Origin of the sequence: Neptunicella plasticusilytica, assembly GCF_047922965.1 — a bacterium.
Taxonomy (GTDB): Bacteria; Pseudomonadota; Gammaproteobacteria; order Enterobacterales; family Alteromonadaceae; genus Neptunicella; species Neptunicella plasticusilytica.
On record NZ_CP150481.1, the window covers coordinates 580,497 to 598,902 of the forward strand.

The following is an 18,406-nucleotide window of genomic DNA, read 5'->3' on the forward strand; positions in this document are numbered from 1 at the left end:
CTATCCATGTCAGAACAATTTAAACAACATCTTAAAAATATTGGACGAGGTTTGCGCTCGGGTCGCAATCTTACCCAACAGGAAGCCTTTGAAGCATTCAGTCTGTTGTTAGCTGGCGAAACAACTGCCGAACAGCGAGGCGCATTTTTGATGTTGTTGCGAGTTCGGGAAGAAACAGCACAGGAACTGGCCGGTTTTGTGCAGGCTTGTCGGCAATTTAACCAGCTCGACGCCACTGCTTTAAAGGCGGATCTGGATATGGGCTGTTATGCGGGTAAACGTCGACATCTCCCGTGGTTTATACTGGCTTGTAGGGTATTGGCTCAAAATGGTAAACGAATATTTTTGCATGGCAGCGAAGAACCGGAATCGCATCGTTTATATTTAAGCGAGGTATTGCCGCAACTGGGTATTGCAGTGGCACAAGATGCCAACCAGGCCTGTCAGCAACTGGATCAATCTGGTCTGAGCTACATGAATTTGTGCCATATTAATCCCCAACTTGACGCTATTATTCAACTACGGGCCCAGTTTGGCTTACGCAGTTGCGCCAATACATTGGCCAGAATGCTTAATCCCAGCAATGCACCGAACAGTTTGCAAGGTGTGTATCACCATCATGTGGATCAGAAGCATGCCGAAGCTGCGTTGTTGAGCGAGCATCACAATATGTTGTGTTTTCGTGGCGAAGGTGGTGAGCTGGAATTTAACCCCGAGCGTAATGTCACCCTGCATATAGTGCGCGAGGGACAGTACCAGCAAACCGAAGTACCGCTGTTACTTGCGCAGTGGCAAGTCAAGGATAAAGCGCTGGATGCACAGCAGTTACGTCGCTATTGGCAAGGGGAATTTGAATCGGAATACGCCTATTTGGCAATAACAGGTACGTTGGCCATTCAATTGGCGTTGCTGGAACAACAGGATTGGTCAACGGCGTTAGCCGAGGCTAAAAGTTTGTGGCAACAAAGAGATCGCCACTGGCCAGTTGCATAATCGGCAATAGCTTGGACTATTGCTGTTCGGCGCAGACCAACCGGTTTCTGCCCTGTCTTTTGGCTGAGTATACGGCATCATCAGCTTGTTTAATTAATGACTGAATATCCTGATCTTCCTTGAGACTGGCAATACCGATGCTGCAGGTGAGAGAGCAATTTACATCCGGTTGCATGGCTTCAATATTGGCTCTTATCCGTTCAGCCAGTTCACAGGCTTGTTGCAGGCCGGTTTCACACAGGATAATCAAAAACTCTTCACCACCATAGCGCCCCACATAGTCGCTTTTGCGGCAACTGCTCGACAGGGTTTGAGCAATTTGAACCAGAATGTCGTCGCCTACCTGATGGCCAAAGTTGTCATTGATTTGTTTAAAATAATCCACATCCAGCATCAATATTGAACAATCATGTGCGTAGCGGCTGCTGCGTTCTATTTCATGTTCCAGATCGCTTAAAATCGCGCGGCGGTTCTTAATGTTGGTGAGCGGGTCGGTATAGGCTTGCAATTTTAATTCGCGGGTACGTTCTTCTATTTTGGCCTCAAGTGAAATATTGATTTGCTGCAATTCTTGCTGGGCTGTTAACAATTCGTGATTGCGCTGTGCCAGCATCGCCGAACTGGGAAGCTGCAATATTTTCGGAATTAACTTCCACAAAACAATAGCGGTAGTTATGGAGATAAGACCGGTTGCCAGTTTAGCCAACCCTTCCAGATAGTAATAGCCATGCCATATATTGATCAGTCCCATCAGATGAGTGATGCCACAGAAACCGATAAATCCGGCGAACAGCAAAAATATCCGATCAAATTTCAGGTCATCTCGCTTTCGTACCAAATGTATCAGCGCAATCGGGATTAGGGCGTAGGAAATAGCGGTTAGAATGTCACCGCTAACATGCAGGAATAACAAATCCCATCGCCATAACAAACAGTGGCCATGTGGCATAAAGCTGCCGTCAAACAGTTTATCGAGCACTATATCGTCCTTTTTAAATGCTAAAACACTTGTCTTATATTTTGTCGGGCGCGGGGAATTGTTCAGCTACCTTAAAAGAATTGTAGATAAGCCCGGTCTAGTCAATGTTAGGGCGTTTATTTATGAATATTTAAGCAGATTATTTTCTATGCTTTTTTCACACAAAGGGTGATCAATCATAGTTATTAAGCGATACTAAGCTAATAATTCATATTGAATTATTTACTCCGAGCCTTTTGACCTAAATTCTGATGAGAACAGGGTGAACAGGCCGCAGCAATGTACCAGCCAAGGTATATTCGTTGCCAGGGTTGCAAGAGAAATCGACCAGCCTCCCGATATGTGGATCGGTCTTGACCGGCCACATTGACTTTGGAAAGGATGAAAACAATTTATGCTAGAAGACAAATTTGGCCGACGCTTTCATTACCTGCGTCTGTCAATCACCGATGTATGTAATTTCAGTTGCAATTACTGCTTACCCGATGGCTATCAGTGCGACAGTTCGCGCGATTTTCTGACTCTGGATGAAATTCGTCATATCACTCAAGCGTTTGCCCGTCTTGGCACCAGTAAAATTCGTATTACTGGCGGCGAGCCCTCGCTACGTAAAGATTTAACCGACATTATCTCGATATGTGCCAATACGCCAGGCATTGAGCAGGTTGCCCTGACTACTAACGGTTTCCGTTTAAAACGCGATATTAGCCAATGGAAAAACGCCGGTTTAGATGCGATTAATGTCAGTGTCGATAGTCTGGATCCCCGTCAGTTTGCTGATATTACTGGCCAGAATAAACTCGCCATTATTCTTGAAGGCGTAGAGCAGGCATTAGAAGCGGGCGTAAAGGTAAAAATTAACAGCATTTTGCTTAAACAGTATAACCACAACCAGTTCGACACTTTTTTAAACTGGGTCAAACATCAGCCCTTAACATTACGTTTTATCGAATTGATGCAAACTGGTGATAACCAGGCCTATTTTGATGCTAACCATTTTTCCGGCATGCCGTTGAAAAACCGGTTGCTGCAGCAAGGCTGGAGTCAAATCATTCGGGATAAGGCAGCGGGTCCCGCACAGGAATTTCATCATCCTGATTATGCTGGTCGAGTGGGGTTAATTATGCCCTATAGCAAGGATTTTTGTGCCAGCTGTAACCGATTAAGAATTTCCTCAACCGGCAAGTTACATTTATGTTTATTTGCTGAACAAGGGCTGGATTTACGCAGTCTGATCCATGCCGGTGATCAACAGGCTTTGCAGAATGAACTGATCAATCTGTTGGGCAATAAAGAAGCCACCCACTGGTTGCAGGACGGTTTTACCGGTGCGACCAAAAATTTGGCCATGCTGGGTGGCTAAGTGTTGGCAGGCATATAAAGGGTGAAAATCGCCGGAGTCGTCCTTGCCGGGGGACTATCCAGCCGGATGGGACAAGATAAAGCTGAGCTGTTGTATCAGGGCAAAACCTTGTTGGTGCACTGTATTGAGCGACTAAGCCAAAGTCATGTCGAGCAGGTTATTATCAGTCGTAATCGACCCGATTGTGTGGCTGATATTTATCCGCAATCCGGACCCTTAGGGGGGATTCATGCGGTAATGAGCCAATATGCCTTTGATGGCTATCTGTTTTTGCCGGTGGATATGCCATTGGTTGATGAGGCACTGCTAAGCGCATTGATCAGTGCAGGTGCTGCCACCCGAAGAATCAGTTGTTACTCGTCCAGTTGCTTGCCTGTTTACATCCCTTATCGTGACGATATTGTCGACTTTATCCAGCAGCAATTGCAGCAAAACGGTAAACGCTCGATTGTATATTTGCTTGAGCAGTTTGAGCATCAAAGAATAGCCTGCCCAAACGACTCAATGTTGGTCAATATCAATACCTTGCAAGACTGGCAAGCTTTAGTTTAACTGTCTGAATTTCCTTACTTTTAAGCCGATATCGATAATAAAAATAAAGCCCAGCACCACAATGAAATTTTGCCACCAGTGGGTAGGGAAAACAGTTTTAAGTAGCTCGGTATTGTCAGTTGCTGCCCAATACACTTCGACCGGATTATCCAGCTGGAACATCATTGCCAGCAGCACCAGTGAAATAGCATAAATGCACCAGTCGGCGACAATTTTGCGCCTCGTCCAGTAGGGAGCCAGCATTTTAGCCAGGGTGTAAAGTATGGATAACAGCATGACCAGATTGATCCAGGGTAAAAAAGCCAATAACTGCTCACTGATATGAAACATTAGCCGCGGCGGCTCACCACTATCATAAGGCCCAAAAAACTGGTTGATAAAGCCGACAAACAATAACTGGAAAATAAGCTCAACCGCGCTTTCAAACAGGCTGATCTGTTTGCCGGTGTCGGTGATATTGGGTAACTGGCGCGGATGCCAACCTTTAATAAAGGCTTTGCGAGACATGGTTTCACCCACTAGGTAGAAACCGAGCGTGACCCAGGCAAATCCCTGCAATCCGGCGTTAAACAAGTTGCCCACTAGCTGAATTGACGCGCGCATATAATCAGGATCGGCGTGATTGAATAAATGTAACGCCGTGCCGATAGATTGGGCGATAAATATAAGTACAAATACCCACTTCAGGACTTGCAGATAAACCGGAAAAAGTTCTTCACTGACCAGTGTTTTGCCTGGTTGATATGAAGCCGCTACCGTCATCGGGTGACCCCTTTGTAGCAATATCTGCTGAATTTCTTCCTCGGTCAATTCACGTCCCAGCTGCTCGGCCTGTTCGTCATACTCATCCTGCAAACTGGAATATAGTTCATTACCAATATCCTCTTTGAGGTTACTGGGCAGGTAAGATTTTACTGCCCCCACATAACGTTTTAACCAACTCATTGTTGCTCCTCCTTCATTATTAACAGGTTCATCGCACTGTTCAGGTTGTGCCATTCTGCGGTCATTTGCTGTAAGGCCTCGCGGCCATCATCCGAGATTCGATAGAAGCGCCGCTTGCGTCCTTGTTCTTCCCGCCAGTTGCTGCTGAGCAGCCCCTGATCTTCTAAACGGCGCAGCAGCGGATAAAGTGTGCCCTCATCAATTTCCAGTCCTACAGTGGCTAACGTCTTGCGCAACGAATAGCCGTAATGCTCCTGTTGCAAGGATGAAAGGGCAGTCAGAATCAGTACACCACGCCGTAATTCCATGGTGAGTTTATTCAGTCTTTCCGGATCAATTGGCATCGTTAACCTCTTACTGTGTGATACACAGTAAATACTGTATGCCACACAGTAAGAGATTGCAAATTATTTTTACATAGTAAATTCGGGAGTTTGTGCTCAAATGGTTTTATTCTGCAAACACTCGGGTAGACTTGCGGGATGAAAACTCAATCAGGAATGTTATGGCTGTCATTAATTTAGGCTCAATTAATATTGACCATGTCTATCAGGTAGAACACTTTGTTCAACCCGGTGAAACCCTGGCTTCCAGCGATTATCAAAGGGTGTTGGGGGGGAAGGGGGCGAACCAGTCTATTGCGTTGGCTAGGGCCGGGATTAAGGTGCTGCATTTGGGCGCATTAAATCACGCCGATCAGGATTTTAAGCAACAGATGATCGATTATGGCGTGGATTGCGGCAGGGTCGCATTGACCGACATCGCTTCAGGTCATGCGATTATTCAGGTGATCCCAAGCGGTGAAAACGCCATTGTGTTATTTGGTGGTGCCAACCAGCAAATTACTCAGCAGGCTATTCAGGCGACAGTCGATAACGCCGATTCAAACGACTGGTTTCTAACCCAGAATGAAACGGCGCAGGTGCCACAAGCCTTGCAAATGGCCAGACAGGCAGGTCTGTCTGTTGCCTATAATCCGGCTCCTGTGACTGATGTAGTGAAACAGGTTAATCCTGACTGGGTGGATTTGCTGATTGTGAATCAGACTGAAGCTCAGGTCATCAGTGGTTGTGATGATCTTCAGACGCAAATAGACTATTTTCAGTCTCAATGGCCGAATTCTCAGGTCCTGCTGACCTTGGGACAATCCGGTGCCAAAATGATTTCAAAAAGCAGTGTATTAAGTGTTGATGCCTATGATGTGCAAGCTGTTGACACGACTGCTGCGGGCGACACCTTTATCGGTTTTTTCCTGGCCGCATTTTGTGGCGGGATGGAAGCCGGACAGGCTATGCAACAGGCCTGTGCCGCCGCAGCAATAGCAGTAACTAAAGCGGGCGCAGCGCAATCAATTCCGGCGCTGACCGATGTTCAGAATTTTATCAGGGAGAATCATAAGTGAGTGAAAAAATAATTATTGATACCGATCCGGGGATTGACGACGCGATGGCGATATTTTTTGCCTTTCAGTCGCCTGATCTGGAAGTGTTAGGTTTAACTACTGTTTTTGGTAATGTGCCGGTGGATATGTCGGCTAATAATGCGTTGATTTTATGTGAATTGGCCAACAGGCAGGATGTGCCTGTGACCATGGGTATGTCTCGTCCCTGGGTCGGTCCTCCTTCTACTTATGCGCATTTTGTGCACGGTGATGATGGCTTTGGTGATGTGAATCACCCTCCGGCAAAAGGTAAACTGGATCCGCGCAGTTCAGCTCAGTTTATTGTGGATATGGCCAATAAATACCCTGGTGAAGTGACTCTGGCTCCTATTGGTCCGTTGACCAATATTGCCGCTGCCTTGCGCCTTGATCCGACCCTTCCGGGCAAGATCAAACAAGTGGTATTGATGGGTGGTGCAGCTCGCGTGCCGGGCAACGTTAACCCGGTAGCCGAAGCAAATATCTGGAACGACCCCTATGCGGCGCAAATTGTGTTTGCTGCCGACTGGCCACTGACCATGATTGGTCTGGATATTACTGACAGCTTGCGTTTCAACCAGAACTTTCTGGATGAACTGGAACAATCCAATGAGGTGATGGGCGGATTTGTAAACAAGATCTCCCAGTTTTATATGGATTTCTATTCCAAAGGCCAGGCCCAGCGGGAATGCCGCTTTCATGACGTGATTACCTTAGCTTATATTTTGCACCCTGAATGGTTTGAGACAGAGTTGTGCAAGGTGATGGTCTCCAGTGATGAATTGACCCGCGGCCAGACTGTTTGCTGCCCTAAAGGAAAGGGCATCAGTGAGCCCTGGATTTCAGGTCCTTATACCAATGTTGCATTGAATGTGGATGAAGTGAAAGTGAATGACCTATATAAAACGGTCTACGCGCTTTAGCCCGAATGGAAAAAGATTGCGACTGCAGTCCTGCGAGATGACAGCTATCCATATTTAATTTCATAGTAATGAAATATATAAAAAAAGGGACTCATGTTTTTGCGTAGAGTCCCTTTTTTGTAGCTTGAGATTTTACAAGGAATACTGCTTTTTAATGTCTTCGAGACGTTGTAACGAACCTTCTTGTTTAAAATCCTGATCGGCTATTTTACGTTTGGCCAGCTCTGTCTTGCCTGACTTCAGTAAAGCGTCAATGTAATTGAGCCATACTTCTTCGCTGGCCTTGCCGGTATCGGTGGCTTTGGCCAGATTACGCAAGCCCTGTTCAGATTTACCTTTAGCCAGCTGTATTTGAGCCAGGGTATCCAGCGCATCCGGATGAGTGGGAATAAGGTTAACCGCCTGCTGAGCGTATTTTTCTGCCTCATCCAGCCGTCCCTGTTGATTGTACAAGTAGGCCAAATTATTCAGTGCCAGGAAGTTTTGCGGATTAAGCTTAATCAGCTCCTCATATGAGCGTATTGCCGCGTCTTTATCGTTGCTCAGCTGACGCTCCGCCATCATCACTTTGGTCAGTTGATCGGTTGGATGTTGCTGTAAATGGTCACTGATAAACTGGTTGCTAACATCAACCTTGCCTAGTTTATCCTGACAAAATACCACCAGTCTCACGTTATAGGAATTCGGTTTGCTCTCATAGGCGGCTAACGCATTGGGTAGCGCATCAACATAGTTTTCGTTATTCATTTGCAACTGGGCCAGAAATCCTCGAATAACAGGTTGTTGCAGTATATCTTTGGGCAACTGGTCATAGCTTTTTTGGGCATCCTTGTAATTGCCCATACGCAGCTCAAATAGTGTCCGCATTACTAACAGCTGGGTATTGATGCCATATTCTTTGGCTGTGTTATTCACCAGTTCCAGTCCTTCGGCGTTTTTATTCTGTGCTTCAAGAATGGATAACTTACCGGACAATGCCTGCGAACTTTGTGGCTCTTTTGCCAGCCATTTATTGTAGTGCTCAAGGGCTTGGTCAATTTGTCCATCACGCAACAAACCTGTGCCCATCAAGCGGTTGTACAATTCTGGTGGATGTTCCATGGCGGGCGTCTGTTTTAGCACGTCCAGCATTTTGGCATTGTCAGTGGTTAACATCAGGCTGGCTGCGTATATCAGCCTGACACCCAGATTATCCGGTGAAGCATCAAATAATGATTTGAGTTTGGCGACGCCTTGTTCAGTTTTGTTCTGTTGGCGCATTAAAGAAAAATAACGTGAAACCGCCGGCATATAAGGAGGAGTCTGCTGGATGAAGGCTTCCAGGTCCTGCAACGCCTTATCTTTATTGCCTTGTGCGGACTCCAGTTCGATGAGTAATAATTTGGTTGATTTGCTATCCGGCTCCAGACTCAGCGCATGTTGGTAGTTTTTTTTGGCTTCATTCAGGTTGTTCTGTTTGGCAAACAACATGCCTTTTAATAAATAAGGCTTGATATTATTCGGTGCTGCCGCTTGCCAGCGTTCCGCCAGTTCCTTGGCTTTATCCAACTGGTTGGTATTGAGGTAGGCCACGGCAAGGCTGGACTGGGCTTCATCCAGTTCCGGATCCATCTGTACGGCTTTTTCCAGCTTATCAATTCCTTCGAGATCATTGACAGATAATTGCAATACACCGAATTGGGTCAGTTCATTAGCGGTTTGGCCCATTTCGGCGGAACGCTCGATCAAGGCTTTGGCTTCTTTTACCCGACCTTCCTTGAGCAATTCATAGCTGGTGCTGGTAAATAGCGATAAATCGTTCTGGGTCAGGTCGCCGAATTTGCCAATAGTATCTGCCGCCTCGATATTCTTGCCCAATTTAAGCTGGCTGGCCGCCAGCACCTTTAACGCCGGATGGTCTTTGGGTAACTGACTGGCGGTAAACTGTAAATGCTTTTGAGCAGTTTCGTAGTCACCTAATGCATAGGCACTATAGCCTGCCACCAATCTGATGGAAGGAGATGCACCGTCTTGCAAAATGGCTTTTTCAGAATATTTGAGCGCATTTTTATAGTCTTTGGCGTTAAATCTTGCCATCGACTTGTAGTGATTGAGTACTCCATGCTCCGGATTAAGCTTTAGCAACTTGTCTACAACTGGCTCGGCTAATTCGGTTTTACCCATATCCATCCAGATTTTTGCCAGAATAAACATGGTTTCCGGATCATCGGGGTTGTAATCCAGATACAACTGGTAGGTCTTGGCCGCTTCTTCAGGTTTTTGCATTTGCAGCAGTAAAAGGGCTTTTTGCTGCAAACCTTGTGGTTGTGTAGGGGCCGCCGCCAGCACTTCATCTATCATGGTTAATGAGGATTCGAGGTTTTTGTCGATGGCCTGCTCATAGGCCAGCGCTAGCTGCTTGAAGGGGGAATCGGTGTTATACAGTTTAATTCGTCGCAACAAACGTTTGGCTTCGTCCTGTTTATCCAGACGCAGCAGTGATTGTAATTTGAAGTAAGCTACCTGAACGGCATCGTCATCACTCATGCCTTGTTGTTCAAGGTTAATTTTGCTCAGAGCCACATCCGCTTTACTTTTTTCTAGCGCAATGGTCAGCAACGGCAAGACTTTTGACGCGCTATAACCCAAATCCAGGGCTCGATTCAATTCTTTCTCAGCGCCGCCGTACTCTTTAGTTTGCAGGTAAAGTTGGCCTAGTCTGAACCGGGCATCGGCATTATCCGGCGCAATTTGCACCGCATTTTTCAGCTCGATAACCGCCCCTTTCAGATCCTGTTTTTCCACTAATTGGTCGGCGTTGGCAATATGTTCTTCTACCGTCATTTGTGAACAACCTGCCATCATCATAACGGCAGTTATCAGAAAAATTTTTTTCACCTGTTATTCCCTTAGTTTTCTTAATGCGAAGCATAACCAGAGTATTGAACATTAAGTCTATTGGCAACTGCGTATTTAACTGAAGAGCAACAGACTCTAACAACTATAAGGAGTTGAGGCGGATTGTATGCCGATAATTCTGCCTTGCTGATCAAATTGAATATTAACCTGTTGTCCGGAGTGGATGTTCTTTTCGAATCGATGCGCATTTGCCATGGCGTTGACCAGTTGTTGGCTAATTTGCACTATTTGATCATTACATGTTTGTAATTGCCAGCCATTATGGGTGCTGATCAGTTTGGCAATCTGGCTGTGATGTTTGGCAAAGATATGATCAGTTTGCAGGTAACGGGCATAATTATCGGCGTGCAAAATACTGATCTGTTTGTTCAGTTTGTCGGTATCCGTGAAAGGGGGAGTTACTTCCTGATTCAACCTATGAATCTGGACTACTTGCAGCTGTCTGGCGTTATCAATATTGGGGCCAAGATAAATAGTGACGAACTGATAAAGTAATAATAAAGCACTCAACGCACTGACGCCGATAGTCCAGTTAAGCAAGTTAAAACGCTGCCAGAAATGCTGTTGCTGACGGCGAGCTTTGTTCATTATCAGTTCCCGCACGGCTCTTGGCGCCTGGTGTCGACGCCTGCGCGACTCATAGCGTTCCTGTAGCGGATCAATATGGTGTCTAGTCATAATAAATGTCCAGTTTGCTTCTCAGGCTTTGTTTGGCATAACGTAAGCGGCTTTTAACGGTTTCGGTTTCACTATGGGTTATCGTGGCGATTTGCTGAATACCAAAGCCTTCCTGTTGCAACACAAAAGCTTCGCGTTGTTCGAACGGCAAAGCCAGCAATGCCTCATCAAAGGCCCGTTCAATGGCTTCGTTTGTCTGTGGTATGTGAGCCGCCGCAATAACCGCTAGCCCGTCATCAGTCAGGTATCTCTGTTGCCTGATTTCATCAATCAGTAAATGTCGCGCAATAGCAAATAGCCAGGCTTTGAAGTGACCGTTTGCACGATACATCTGTTTGTTGTCGATGACCTTTAACCAGGTTTTCTGACTAATATCCTTGGCCATATCATAACTGGACTGGGTAACCAGAAAATGAAACAGATGGTCGCCACAGTTATCGTATAACTTGGCCAGCAACTTGGGATCGTTGCTGGCGATATACATTTGCATCAGATGATCATTGTCTAGTTCAATATTGAACAAGGATTTGATGGCGATTGTCAGGCTCATCTGAACTCCTTACTAAACAAGATGGTCCTACTCTTCCAGGTTAAAACTTAACATGACTCTTTGATTATACTGGGTTTGTGCCACGCCGTCGGTTATTTGTGGTTTATATTTCCATCTCTGTAACGCTCTTCTGGCTTCGGTATCGAAGACACGTCTAGGTTCCGAGTCGATGACGCTAACGTTTTCTACGCCACCTGTGGCGTTAATATCAAAGGATAACTGCACCCAACCGGTAATGCCTTTTCTGGCGGCTTCAATCGGATATTTTGGCTGAACCCGAAAGACCGGTTTTGCCTCAGCATCCTGAACGGAAAAATCGCCTATTGTTGCCGCTTTTACTGTTTCGACATGGAATTGGGTATTGATCGCTAACGTACCCGGATCGAGATTATTGGTCGCTTCCTGCAATCTGTTAGTCTGGGGTTGTTCGGTCATTTTGGGGGGCTGTGGCAATACTTTACGTACTATTTCTGGTGTATCCTGTTTGGCAAAAACCGGGTCAATAAAGACATAAGGTTTTGAATCAGCGGGAATTTCCGCGTCAGTTTTAATCAGATATTGCATCAACAAAAACAGCACAAATGTGACGCTACTGGCGACTAGTGTTATAGATAAAGCTTTGCTGACAAAACGAAGATCGATGTGACTAATAGAACTTGTATGCATGATGTCTTCCTTTTTATGTGGACTTCATAGCTATAACGATTGAAACAACCAAAAGGGGTTAAATTATTTTGAATTTTTTAACAGATATGCCGTGTTATTGTCCTCGGTGTGGGAAGCAGTCATTAAATTTTGATGCTGAAAAAGCGTTTAATTGCACTCAATGTGAGTTTAGCTATTTTCATAATGTCGCCGCTGCGGGGGCAGCTTTGATTGAAGTGGATAGCGAGTTGCTGCTAATCCGGCGTGCGCGGGATCCGGGTAAGGGATTGCTGGGGTTACCGGGGGGCTTTGTGGATCCATTTGAATCGGCAGAGCAGGCATTGCAGCGCGAAATACACGAAGAAATTGGCATAGATGTGGCTCCTGCCAGCTTTGAGTATTTCGGTAGCTGGGCAAACCGATATCTGTACCGGAATATTCAATATCATACCCAGGACTCGTATTTTAGGGTCAGGTTAGCCGAGCGTCCCATATTACATTTACAGCCCGACGAGGTGAGTGAAGTGGTGTGGTGCACTAAGGCGCAACTGGATATTGAGCAATTGGCATTTTGTTCCGCACGGGATGCTTTAGCTCGTTGGCTATCGGAGTAATACCAATCAGTATAAGCACCGCGCACGGTGCTTAAGTCCAACTGATTATTTCACTTCACTCGCTGGCCAGTTATCGGTTCTAAAAGGCGTAGCGGGCAGGCCCTGGGTATTAACCAGATTGACCTCGGGATAGTCAGACCAGGCATAGCGCACCGCCACAGGTTTTTTGACCGCTGGATTACTGACAGTGACTGTCTCACCGTTAATTTTAGCGATGCCCGGATAAAACACTTTATCTTCTCCGGCGATAATAAAGCCTTTAATAGCGTGATTATCTTTGCTGGCCAAGCCTTCGGCATATTTAAAGCTGATAATTATTTTGTCATCCCGAATTTGATATTGCTGGTAATCGGGGCCACCGGGAACATTGGCTTGTCCGTAGACCCTATTATTGGCCTGTAGCCAAAGGCGCTTGCCGACATCCTGTTTGTTTCTGGGATGCACATCTTGCTGGTTGCCGATATCGATAGTGACCGCCATGCCGGTATTATCCAGTGATAAAGTTTGTTTTTGACTATCACGTAAATAAGCCCAGGCACTATTGGGTTGTACTTTCTGGTGTTTAAGGTAAGCGGCCAGTTGTACAAACAGGAAAGGTAATTCCGGATTGTCGGCATGGTCGCGCCAATTACGGATCATGGTGCTAAACAACGGGTAATAATATTGATGTTCACCAACATTACTCTCGCCCTGGTACCAGATAACGCCTGTGCTGGTGTAAGGGAGTAAAGGGTGGATCATGGCATTGTATAAAAAGCCTGGCACCCAACTGTAGCGCACCACTTCCGGCATGGGTTGTTCAATGTTATTGCTGAACAACCAGTCACCTTCAAGATTGAGTTTTTGGTTATCACTTTGTAGCCACATCTCGCCAGGCCGTCCGGCCATTACATTGTTATCCCAGGAATTGGCAATTCGTATTGCCAGCAGATTGTTGCCTTTGTGCAGTTTGGCTTTGGGTAGTGTGTGACGGGACTCGCTGTCCTGCCAGGTTTCTCTGCCGATCAGTTCACCATTGACAAAAATAAACGCTTCTTGCACCAAATCGCCCAATACCAGTGTGGCATCTTGTTGGGGAGAGTGATCCAGAACAAAAGACTTACGTAACCAGACGAAGTCATTGAGCGGCTTTTTGTTGGGCAACGGGATGCTTTGCCATTTACTGACATCGTAGTTTTCTTTATAGGCGTTGGTGGCTAATACCGCTTGTTCATCGCCGATCAGTTTAAATTTAAGTTGTTCGCGTTGGGCGTTTTGTTCAAGTAATTTGGGCCAGTTATCTTCGGCGATAACTTCCCGGGCTTTTTGCTGATAACCTGGCACTTCAGTGAGTTGTTCTACATCAGTCCAGGCCTCGGCAGGAGTGCCACCCCAATTTGCATCAATAATGCCGACGGCGACATCCTGATGCTGGTGTAATTGTTTGGCAAAAAACCAGGCAACGGCAGAGAAATTACCTGCAGTTTCTTTACTGGCCGGTTGCCAACTTGAATCCGGCAATTGCGTTTCTTTGTTGGCGGAGACAGTGTTGGGCACATCAAAAAAACGGATTTGCGGATAATCGGTATCCTGCATTTCCTGTTCGATGTTGTCGACGCCCCAGTCCAGCTTCCATTCCATATTGGATTGACCACCGGCAATCCATACGTCGCCCAGATAAACATCGTTAAGCACTATCTTATCCTTGCCACTGACGGTGACCAGATAAGGCCCGCCTTTCCCGATTGCAGGCAAATGTAATTGCCATTGGCCTTGTGCATCGGTGAGCGTGGTGACTTGGTTATCCTTGAGCTTAACGGTAACTCTTTCTCCCGGATCTGCTTGTCCCCAGAAATGGATAGGCTTGTCCCGCTGCAATACCATATGATCACTGAACAATGGCGATAACTGCAGATTGGCATGGGCACAGCTGATAACCGACATAACGCAGATCCCCAGATAAATGAAAGATTTAAGCATGTTAAATTCCCTAATGATCGTTTGATTCACAATATTTAACGGCTTCGGTACAGGCTAACATCAAATGATATAAGGTACTGGCCGGAGCCAATTCCATCACGACGTTATTATCGGCATCCAGTTGGTCGATGTATGAACCCTCTACCTGTTCGGATAAGTAATATTTAAACAGTAATTCGATTGCCTGGGCGGCACCTTCTTCACACTCCACATGGCCGGCAGTAGCCTGGGCGAGATTGGCTTTAAGCAGTTCGGTTAATGTCCAGCAACGTTTAGTCGCGCTGAGCACCTCACCTGTAGGGGTAATTTCGTCAAAGAGAAGCCCGGTTGATTTATCCTGTCCTAAGGCTAAGGCATTGTGATGCAGATGATGACAATAGCTATCAACCGGAGTGTCACTAAATTGCTGATATTTACGCAATAACCACACCCATTCCATCATGTGGCCGGGCTCGACAATATTCCCCCGTTGTCCGGGAGACGGTTGCCAGTCATCCTGAAAAAACTCTCTCAGTACATGGTGTTGGTGGTCAAAAAAACAGGTTTCAAACAAGCAGAAAATCTCTCCTGCCTTGGCCAGCCACTTGCCGTCACGGGTGGTGTCGTATAATGCCAAAAAGGCCTCAAACAGATGCATATGAGGATTTTGACGACGTTCTTTGGCGGGATAATCGCCTTCCATCCAGCCTCCCGGTGCCTTTTTCAGGGTGCTTTCAATATGGGCGGTGAGCTGGTTAGCCTGTTGCAGCGCGTCCGGCTTGTTGGTGACTCTGTAGCGATAGGCTGCCGCGAGCAGGAAAAAAGCGATATCGTACAGATCCTGCTGCTTATCAATAACCTTGTTTTGCGGGTCTAGCAGATGGGCGTACATTCCCGGGATATCCGTTCTGGCCGCGTGTTGTTGTAAAAAATGGTTAATACCTTCAACTACTTGTTCTGCATTGACCAGCCAGCCCATTTCGGCTGCAGAAGCAAACACAAATAATTGACGGCACTGTACTCTGGCGCGTTTTGTTGACTCCAGATCCGGCTCTCCGCTAGCTAACAGTCTTTCGTGACTGCCTGCACTGCTTTGTTCAATACCTGTTGTAGACCATAGCGGGAGCGCGTGATTAATCATCCAGGTGCGGAATTGACTGGTCGCCTTCAATAAGTTTGCTGATATTGCCATTTATTGTTACCTAAAATGCGGTGTCACTATGCCCGTTGAGCACAGTGAAAGTTTATCTTTGATTAATATAAAACAGGATTATAGCGAAGACTTGCGTATACCTGAGCTTTGTCTAATCACAAATTCGTGAGGAAGAATAAATTCGGTCTGTGTTGGTTGTTCACCTTCAATAAGCTGAATTAACAACTCGGCCGCTTTTTCACCTAATTTCACCGCCGGCTGAAACACCGTGGTTAGTGGTGGATCGGAATAATTAGACACTTCAATATTGTCGAATCCGGTAATCGACATATCATCCGGCACTTTAACTTTTTTATCTTTTAAGCCTTTGATTGCACCAATCGCCATTTCATCATTCATACAGAAAATGGCTGTGGGACGTTGCTGCATGCGAGTAAAGTGTTGTACCGCATTTAAGCCGGACCATAAGGTAAAATCACCCTCGGCGACCAGTGACGGATCAAATTCAATTCCGGCCTGTTGCAAGCTCAGTTTATAGCCCTTAAGCCGATCAATAGTGTGCGGGTTAGCGCGTAATCCTGATATCACGCCGATACGGCGGTGACCATTTTCAATCAGATAATCGACGACTTTTTTGGCGGCATCTACGTTATCTATGCGCACCGAAGGATAAGGGGTGTTCTCGCAGCCCCCAGTGTTGACGGCAATAACGTTTTTGCGCGGAAGGATAGAAATATTTTCCTGATAGGGTTTTAACTGGATAATGCCGTCGGCCTGACGGGTTTCGACCAGATTAATGTAGTCCCGCTCCCTTTGTTCCGAATCGCGAGTATCGCCCAACAGCACACTATAACCATTTTTTTGGGCAACATCTTCAATGCCGCTGATCACTTTAGCGAAAAACAGGTTGGAAATATTGGGTACTAGAATCACTATAGTATTGGAGCGCTTATTGCGGAACTTTTGCGACAGCATGTTGGGCTGGTATTGCAGTTTATCGATAGCCTCTTGTACTTTTTTGAGGCTTTCCTGAGAAACTTTTTCCGGTGAACTCAATGCTCTGGAAACTGTCGCTATAGATAGACCTGATTCCCTGGATACGTCGCGAATTGTTGCCATTACTGTTTTCCAAACTTGAGATAATGTTAAATATCATTTATTCCGCTAGATGTAACATTTTTCATCATCCTGACGCAATAACTTAATAAAATACTGGAATATAACCCCACTTCCAGTTACATTCTAACACTCGGTAACCGGTTACATCAATTTTGTTTGAAAAATGTTAATTATTTCATTGTTGAGCAAATAATCTAATCAATACCGGGCGCTACCTATAATGGTTAATTTCTGAGAATGGCTTGGTTCATCAGCTTTTGATAATCACTAAATTGGGATGCGTTAATCATCAATACATCATGCTAATCAGTCTGTTATCTGTATTGTTTTTATACAAGTTGTCATCAGGTTAGCATCTATTTTGTAAAAATTTGTAACCGGTTACTGGGTGTGTGAGAAATCGCTGGCGCAGTACCAGATTGTTTTTTAGCGAGAGTGTGAATGACAAAACAGCAGGATCAGTTTTCCAACCGGGTTGAGCAGCTTTTTATCCAGTATGAAGCTCTAGTCACCCAAACTAATAAACCGGTAGAAGAAAGTAATGGCATTTATCAACGCTGGTTAAACCCGATTGTGACTGCCAGTCACGCACCGGTGTTTTGGCGTTATGATCTCAATCCTGTCAGTAACCCCCTGTTGCTCGAGCGTATTGGTATTAATGCCACTTTAAATTCCGGTGCTATTTATAAAGACGGCAAATATTTATTGGTGGTGCGTGTCGAAGGTAACGATCGTAAATCCTTTTTTGCTGTCGCAGAGAGCCCCAATGGCGTAGACAATTTCCGCTTTTGGGATTATCCGATCACCATGCCAGAAACCGACAATCCGGATACCAATGTTTATGATATGCGCTTAACCGAGCATGAAGACGGCTATATTTACGGATTATTTTGTACCGAGAGAAAAGATAAAAGTCAGCCAAACGATATGAGTGCGGCCGAAGCTCAGTGTGGTATTGCACGTACTAAAGATCTGGTGAATTGGCAGCGCTTACCCGATTTGATTACCTATTCAGGCCAGCAGCGTAATGTGGTGCTGCATCCTGAGTTTGTGGATGGCAAGTATGCCTTGTATACCCGTCCACAAGACGGGTTTATCAGCGTCGGTAGTGGCGGCGGTATTGGTTGGGGTCTGTCTGACTCGATGGATGGAGCCGAAATCAAACAGGAAATTATTGTCGATCATAAGCACTATCACACCATTACCGAGGTAAAGAATGGCCAGGGACCCGCTCCGATTAAAACAGACAAAGGCTGGTTGCACCTCGCTCATGGTGTGCGTAATACCGCCGCCGGTTTGCGCTATGTGTTGTATATGTTTATGACAGACCTTAACCAACCCTGGAAAATAACCCATAAACCGGCAGGACATTTTATTGCGCCCCAAGGTGCAGAGCGGGTAGGGGATGTTTCTAATGTAACCTTTGCCAACGGCTGGATAGTTAACGACAAAGATGAGGTGTTTATTTACTACGCCTCATCGGATACCCGTATGCATGTGGCCACCAGTAGCATTGAAAAATTGCTCGATTACGTGATGAACAGTCCGGAGGATGGACTTCGCTCCGCGACGTCTGTGAATACCTTAAAACAGCTAATTGATAAGAACTTGGCTTATATGCAAGGCAAACATTGAT

17 protein-coding genes and 1 riboswitch are annotated in these 18,406 nt (G+C 45.8%); of the genes, 7 read left to right on the top strand and 10 right to left on the bottom strand.

Features of this window, described 5'->3' with window-relative positions; all coding sequences use genetic code 11:
- Positions 1-6: 6 nt before the first annotated feature.
- On the top strand, positions 7-993 hold the full coding sequence (locus V1467_RS02730; RefSeq protein ID WP_416307271.1) for a glycosyl transferase family protein: 987 nt from the start codon (positions 7-9) through the stop codon (positions 991-993).
- A gap of 16 nt (positions 994-1,009) precedes the next feature.
- On the opposite strand, the gene V1467_RS02735 is transcribed toward V1467_RS02730, so the two are convergent.
- A complete protein-coding gene (locus tag V1467_RS02735; protein WP_416307272.1) occupies positions 1,010-1,972 on the bottom strand; it encodes a GGDEF domain-containing protein in 963 nt (320 codons plus the stop codon).
- Between the two features lie 213 nt (positions 1,973-2,185).
- Positions 2,186-2,371, top strand: a riboswitch (molybdenum cofactor riboswitch).
- On the opposite strand from V1467_RS02735, the gene moaA reads away from it, so the two are divergent.
- A complete protein-coding gene (gene moaA / locus V1467_RS02740; protein WP_416307273.1) occupies positions 2,367-3,335 on the top strand; it encodes a GTP 3',8-cyclase MoaA in 969 nt (322 codons plus the stop codon). (Overlaps the previous riboswitch by 5 nt.)
- Positions 3,336-3,356: 21 nt before the next feature.
- A complete protein-coding gene (mobA, locus tag V1467_RS02745; RefSeq protein ID WP_416307274.1) occupies positions 3,357-3,887 on the top strand; it encodes a molybdenum cofactor guanylyltransferase in 531 nt (176 codons plus the stop codon).
- On the opposite strand, the gene V1467_RS02750 is transcribed toward mobA, so the two are convergent.
- Both V1467_RS02750 and V1467_RS02755 read right to left on the bottom strand, forming a co-directional pair.
- Positions 3,879-4,832 carry a hypothetical protein gene (locus V1467_RS02750; protein ID WP_416307275.1) on the bottom strand — a complete coding sequence of 318 codons (954 nt, stop codon included), beginning with the start codon at positions 4,830-4,832 and terminating at the stop codon, positions 3,879-3,881. The genes mobA and V1467_RS02750 overlap by 9 nt on opposite strands.
- Positions 4,829-5,176: a PadR family transcriptional regulator gene (locus tag V1467_RS02755; RefSeq protein WP_416307276.1), complete on the bottom strand. Its 348-nt coding sequence runs from the start codon at positions 5,174-5,176 to the stop codon at positions 4,829-4,831. The genes V1467_RS02750 and V1467_RS02755 overlap by 4 nt, the downstream gene beginning before the upstream one ends.
- A gap of 161 nt (positions 5,177-5,337) precedes the next feature.
- Here V1467_RS02755 and V1467_RS02760 point away from each other — a divergent pair, with 161 nt between their 5' ends.
- A complete protein-coding gene (locus V1467_RS02760) occupies positions 5,338-6,234 on the top strand; it encodes a ribokinase (RefSeq protein WP_416307277.1) in 897 nt (298 codons plus the stop codon).
- A complete protein-coding gene (locus V1467_RS02765) occupies positions 6,231-7,175 on the top strand; it encodes a nucleoside hydrolase (RefSeq protein ID WP_416307278.1) in 945 nt (314 codons plus the stop codon). The genes V1467_RS02760 and V1467_RS02765 overlap by 4 nt, the downstream gene beginning before the upstream one ends.
- A gap of 132 nt (positions 7,176-7,307) precedes the next feature.
- Here the strand turns inward: V1467_RS02765 and prsT are convergent, their stop codons facing one another.
- The 4 genes from prsT to V1467_RS02785 form a co-directional block, all read right to left on the bottom strand.
- On the bottom strand, positions 7,308-10,052 hold the full coding sequence (prsT, locus tag V1467_RS02770; RefSeq protein ID WP_416307279.1) for an XrtA/PEP-CTERM system TPR-repeat protein PrsT: 2,745 nt from the start codon (positions 10,050-10,052) through the stop codon (positions 7,308-7,310).
- Between the two features lie 96 nt (positions 10,053-10,148).
- The gene (locus V1467_RS02775) at positions 10,149-10,751 is read right to left on the bottom strand and encodes a hypothetical protein (protein WP_416307280.1); all 603 of its coding nucleotides are present in this window, start codon (positions 10,749-10,751) and stop codon (positions 10,149-10,151) included.
- Positions 10,744-11,301, bottom strand: a complete 558-nt coding sequence (locus tag V1467_RS02780) for a sigma-70 family RNA polymerase sigma factor (RefSeq protein WP_416307281.1) — start codon at positions 11,299-11,301, stop codon at positions 10,744-10,746. The genes V1467_RS02775 and V1467_RS02780 overlap by 8 nt, the downstream gene beginning before the upstream one ends.
- Positions 11,302-11,328: 27 nt before the next feature.
- Entirely contained in the window at positions 11,329-11,967 is a 639-nt protein-coding gene (locus V1467_RS02785; protein WP_416307282.1) for a TonB family protein, read from the bottom strand.
- A gap of 86 nt (positions 11,968-12,053) precedes the next feature.
- Between V1467_RS02785 and V1467_RS02790 the strand changes: the two genes are divergently transcribed.
- Positions 12,054-12,560: an NUDIX hydrolase gene (locus V1467_RS02790; protein WP_416308636.1), complete on the top strand. Its 507-nt coding sequence runs from the start codon at positions 12,054-12,056 to the stop codon at positions 12,558-12,560.
- A 45-nt stretch (positions 12,561-12,605) separates the two neighbouring features.
- Here the strand turns inward: V1467_RS02790 and V1467_RS02795 are convergent, their stop codons facing one another.
- The 3 genes from V1467_RS02795 to V1467_RS02805 all read right to left on the bottom strand — a co-directional run bounded on the left by V1467_RS02795 (position 12,606) and on the right by V1467_RS02805 (position 16,770).
- On the bottom strand, positions 12,606-14,519 hold the full coding sequence (locus V1467_RS02795; RefSeq protein ID WP_416307283.1) for a sialate O-acetylesterase: 1,914 nt from the start codon (positions 14,517-14,519) through the stop codon (positions 12,606-12,608).
- 10 nt (positions 14,520-14,529) lie between these two features.
- Positions 14,530-15,690 (bottom strand): AGE family epimerase/isomerase, encoded by a 1,161-nt coding sequence (locus tag V1467_RS02800; RefSeq protein ID WP_416307284.1) that lies wholly within the window; start codon positions 15,688-15,690, stop codon positions 14,530-14,532.
- A gap of 78 nt (positions 15,691-15,768) precedes the next feature.
- Positions 15,769-16,770 carry a LacI family DNA-binding transcriptional regulator gene (locus V1467_RS02805; protein WP_416307285.1) on the bottom strand — a complete coding sequence of 334 codons (1,002 nt, stop codon included), beginning with the start codon at positions 16,768-16,770 and terminating at the stop codon, positions 15,769-15,771.
- 441 nt (positions 16,771-17,211) lie between these two features.
- Between V1467_RS02805 and V1467_RS02810 the strand changes: the two genes are divergently transcribed.
- Positions 17,212-18,405, top strand: coding sequence for a glycosidase (locus tag V1467_RS02810; RefSeq protein WP_416307286.1), 1,194 nt, complete (start codon positions 17,212-17,214; stop codon positions 18,403-18,405).
- Position 18,406: the final 1 nt, after the last annotated feature.

Bases quoted from the DNA above. Each gene is read 5' to 3' on its own strand.
- V1467_RS02805 (WP_416307285.1), bottom strand. From the start codon at position 16,770: ATGGCAACAATTCGCGACGTATCCAGGGAATCAGGTCTATCTATAGCG.
- V1467_RS02730 (WP_416307271.1), top strand. From the start codon at position 7: ATGTCAGAACAATTTAAACAACATCTTAAAAATATTGGACGAGGTTTG.
- V1467_RS02780 (WP_416307281.1), bottom strand. From the start codon at position 11,301: ATGAGCCTGACAATCGCCATCAAATCCTTGTTCAATATTGAACTAGAC.
- V1467_RS02795 (WP_416307283.1), bottom strand. From the start codon at position 14,519: ATGCTTAAATCTTTCATTTATCTGGGGATCTGCGTTATGTCGGTTATC.
- V1467_RS02790 (WP_416308636.1), top strand. From the start codon at position 12,054: ATGCCGTGTTATTGTCCTCGGTGTGGGAAGCAGTCATTAAATTTTGAT.
- V1467_RS02775 (WP_416307280.1), bottom strand. From the start codon at position 10,751: ATGACTAGACACCATATTGATCCGCTACAGGAACGCTATGAGTCGCGC.
- moaA (WP_416307273.1), top strand. From the start codon at position 2,367: ATGCTAGAAGACAAATTTGGCCGACGCTTTCATTACCTGCGTCTGTCA.
- V1467_RS02810 (WP_416307286.1), top strand. From the start codon at position 17,212: ATGACAAAACAGCAGGATCAGTTTTCCAACCGGGTTGAGCAGCTTTTT.
- V1467_RS02760 (WP_416307277.1), top strand. From the start codon at position 5,338: ATGGCTGTCATTAATTTAGGCTCAATTAATATTGACCATGTCTATCAG.
- V1467_RS02800 (WP_416307284.1), bottom strand. From the start codon at position 15,690: ATGGCAATATCAGCAAACTTATTGAAGGCGACCAGTCAATTCCGCACC.
- V1467_RS02785 (WP_416307282.1), bottom strand. From the start codon at position 11,967: ATGCATACAAGTTCTATTAGTCACATCGATCTTCGTTTTGTCAGCAAA.
- V1467_RS02755 (WP_416307276.1), bottom strand. From the start codon at position 5,176: ATGCCAATTGATCCGGAAAGACTGAATAAACTCACCATGGAATTACGG.
- V1467_RS02750 (WP_416307275.1), bottom strand. From the start codon at position 4,832: ATGAGTTGGTTAAAACGTTATGTGGGGGCAGTAAAATCTTACCTGCCC.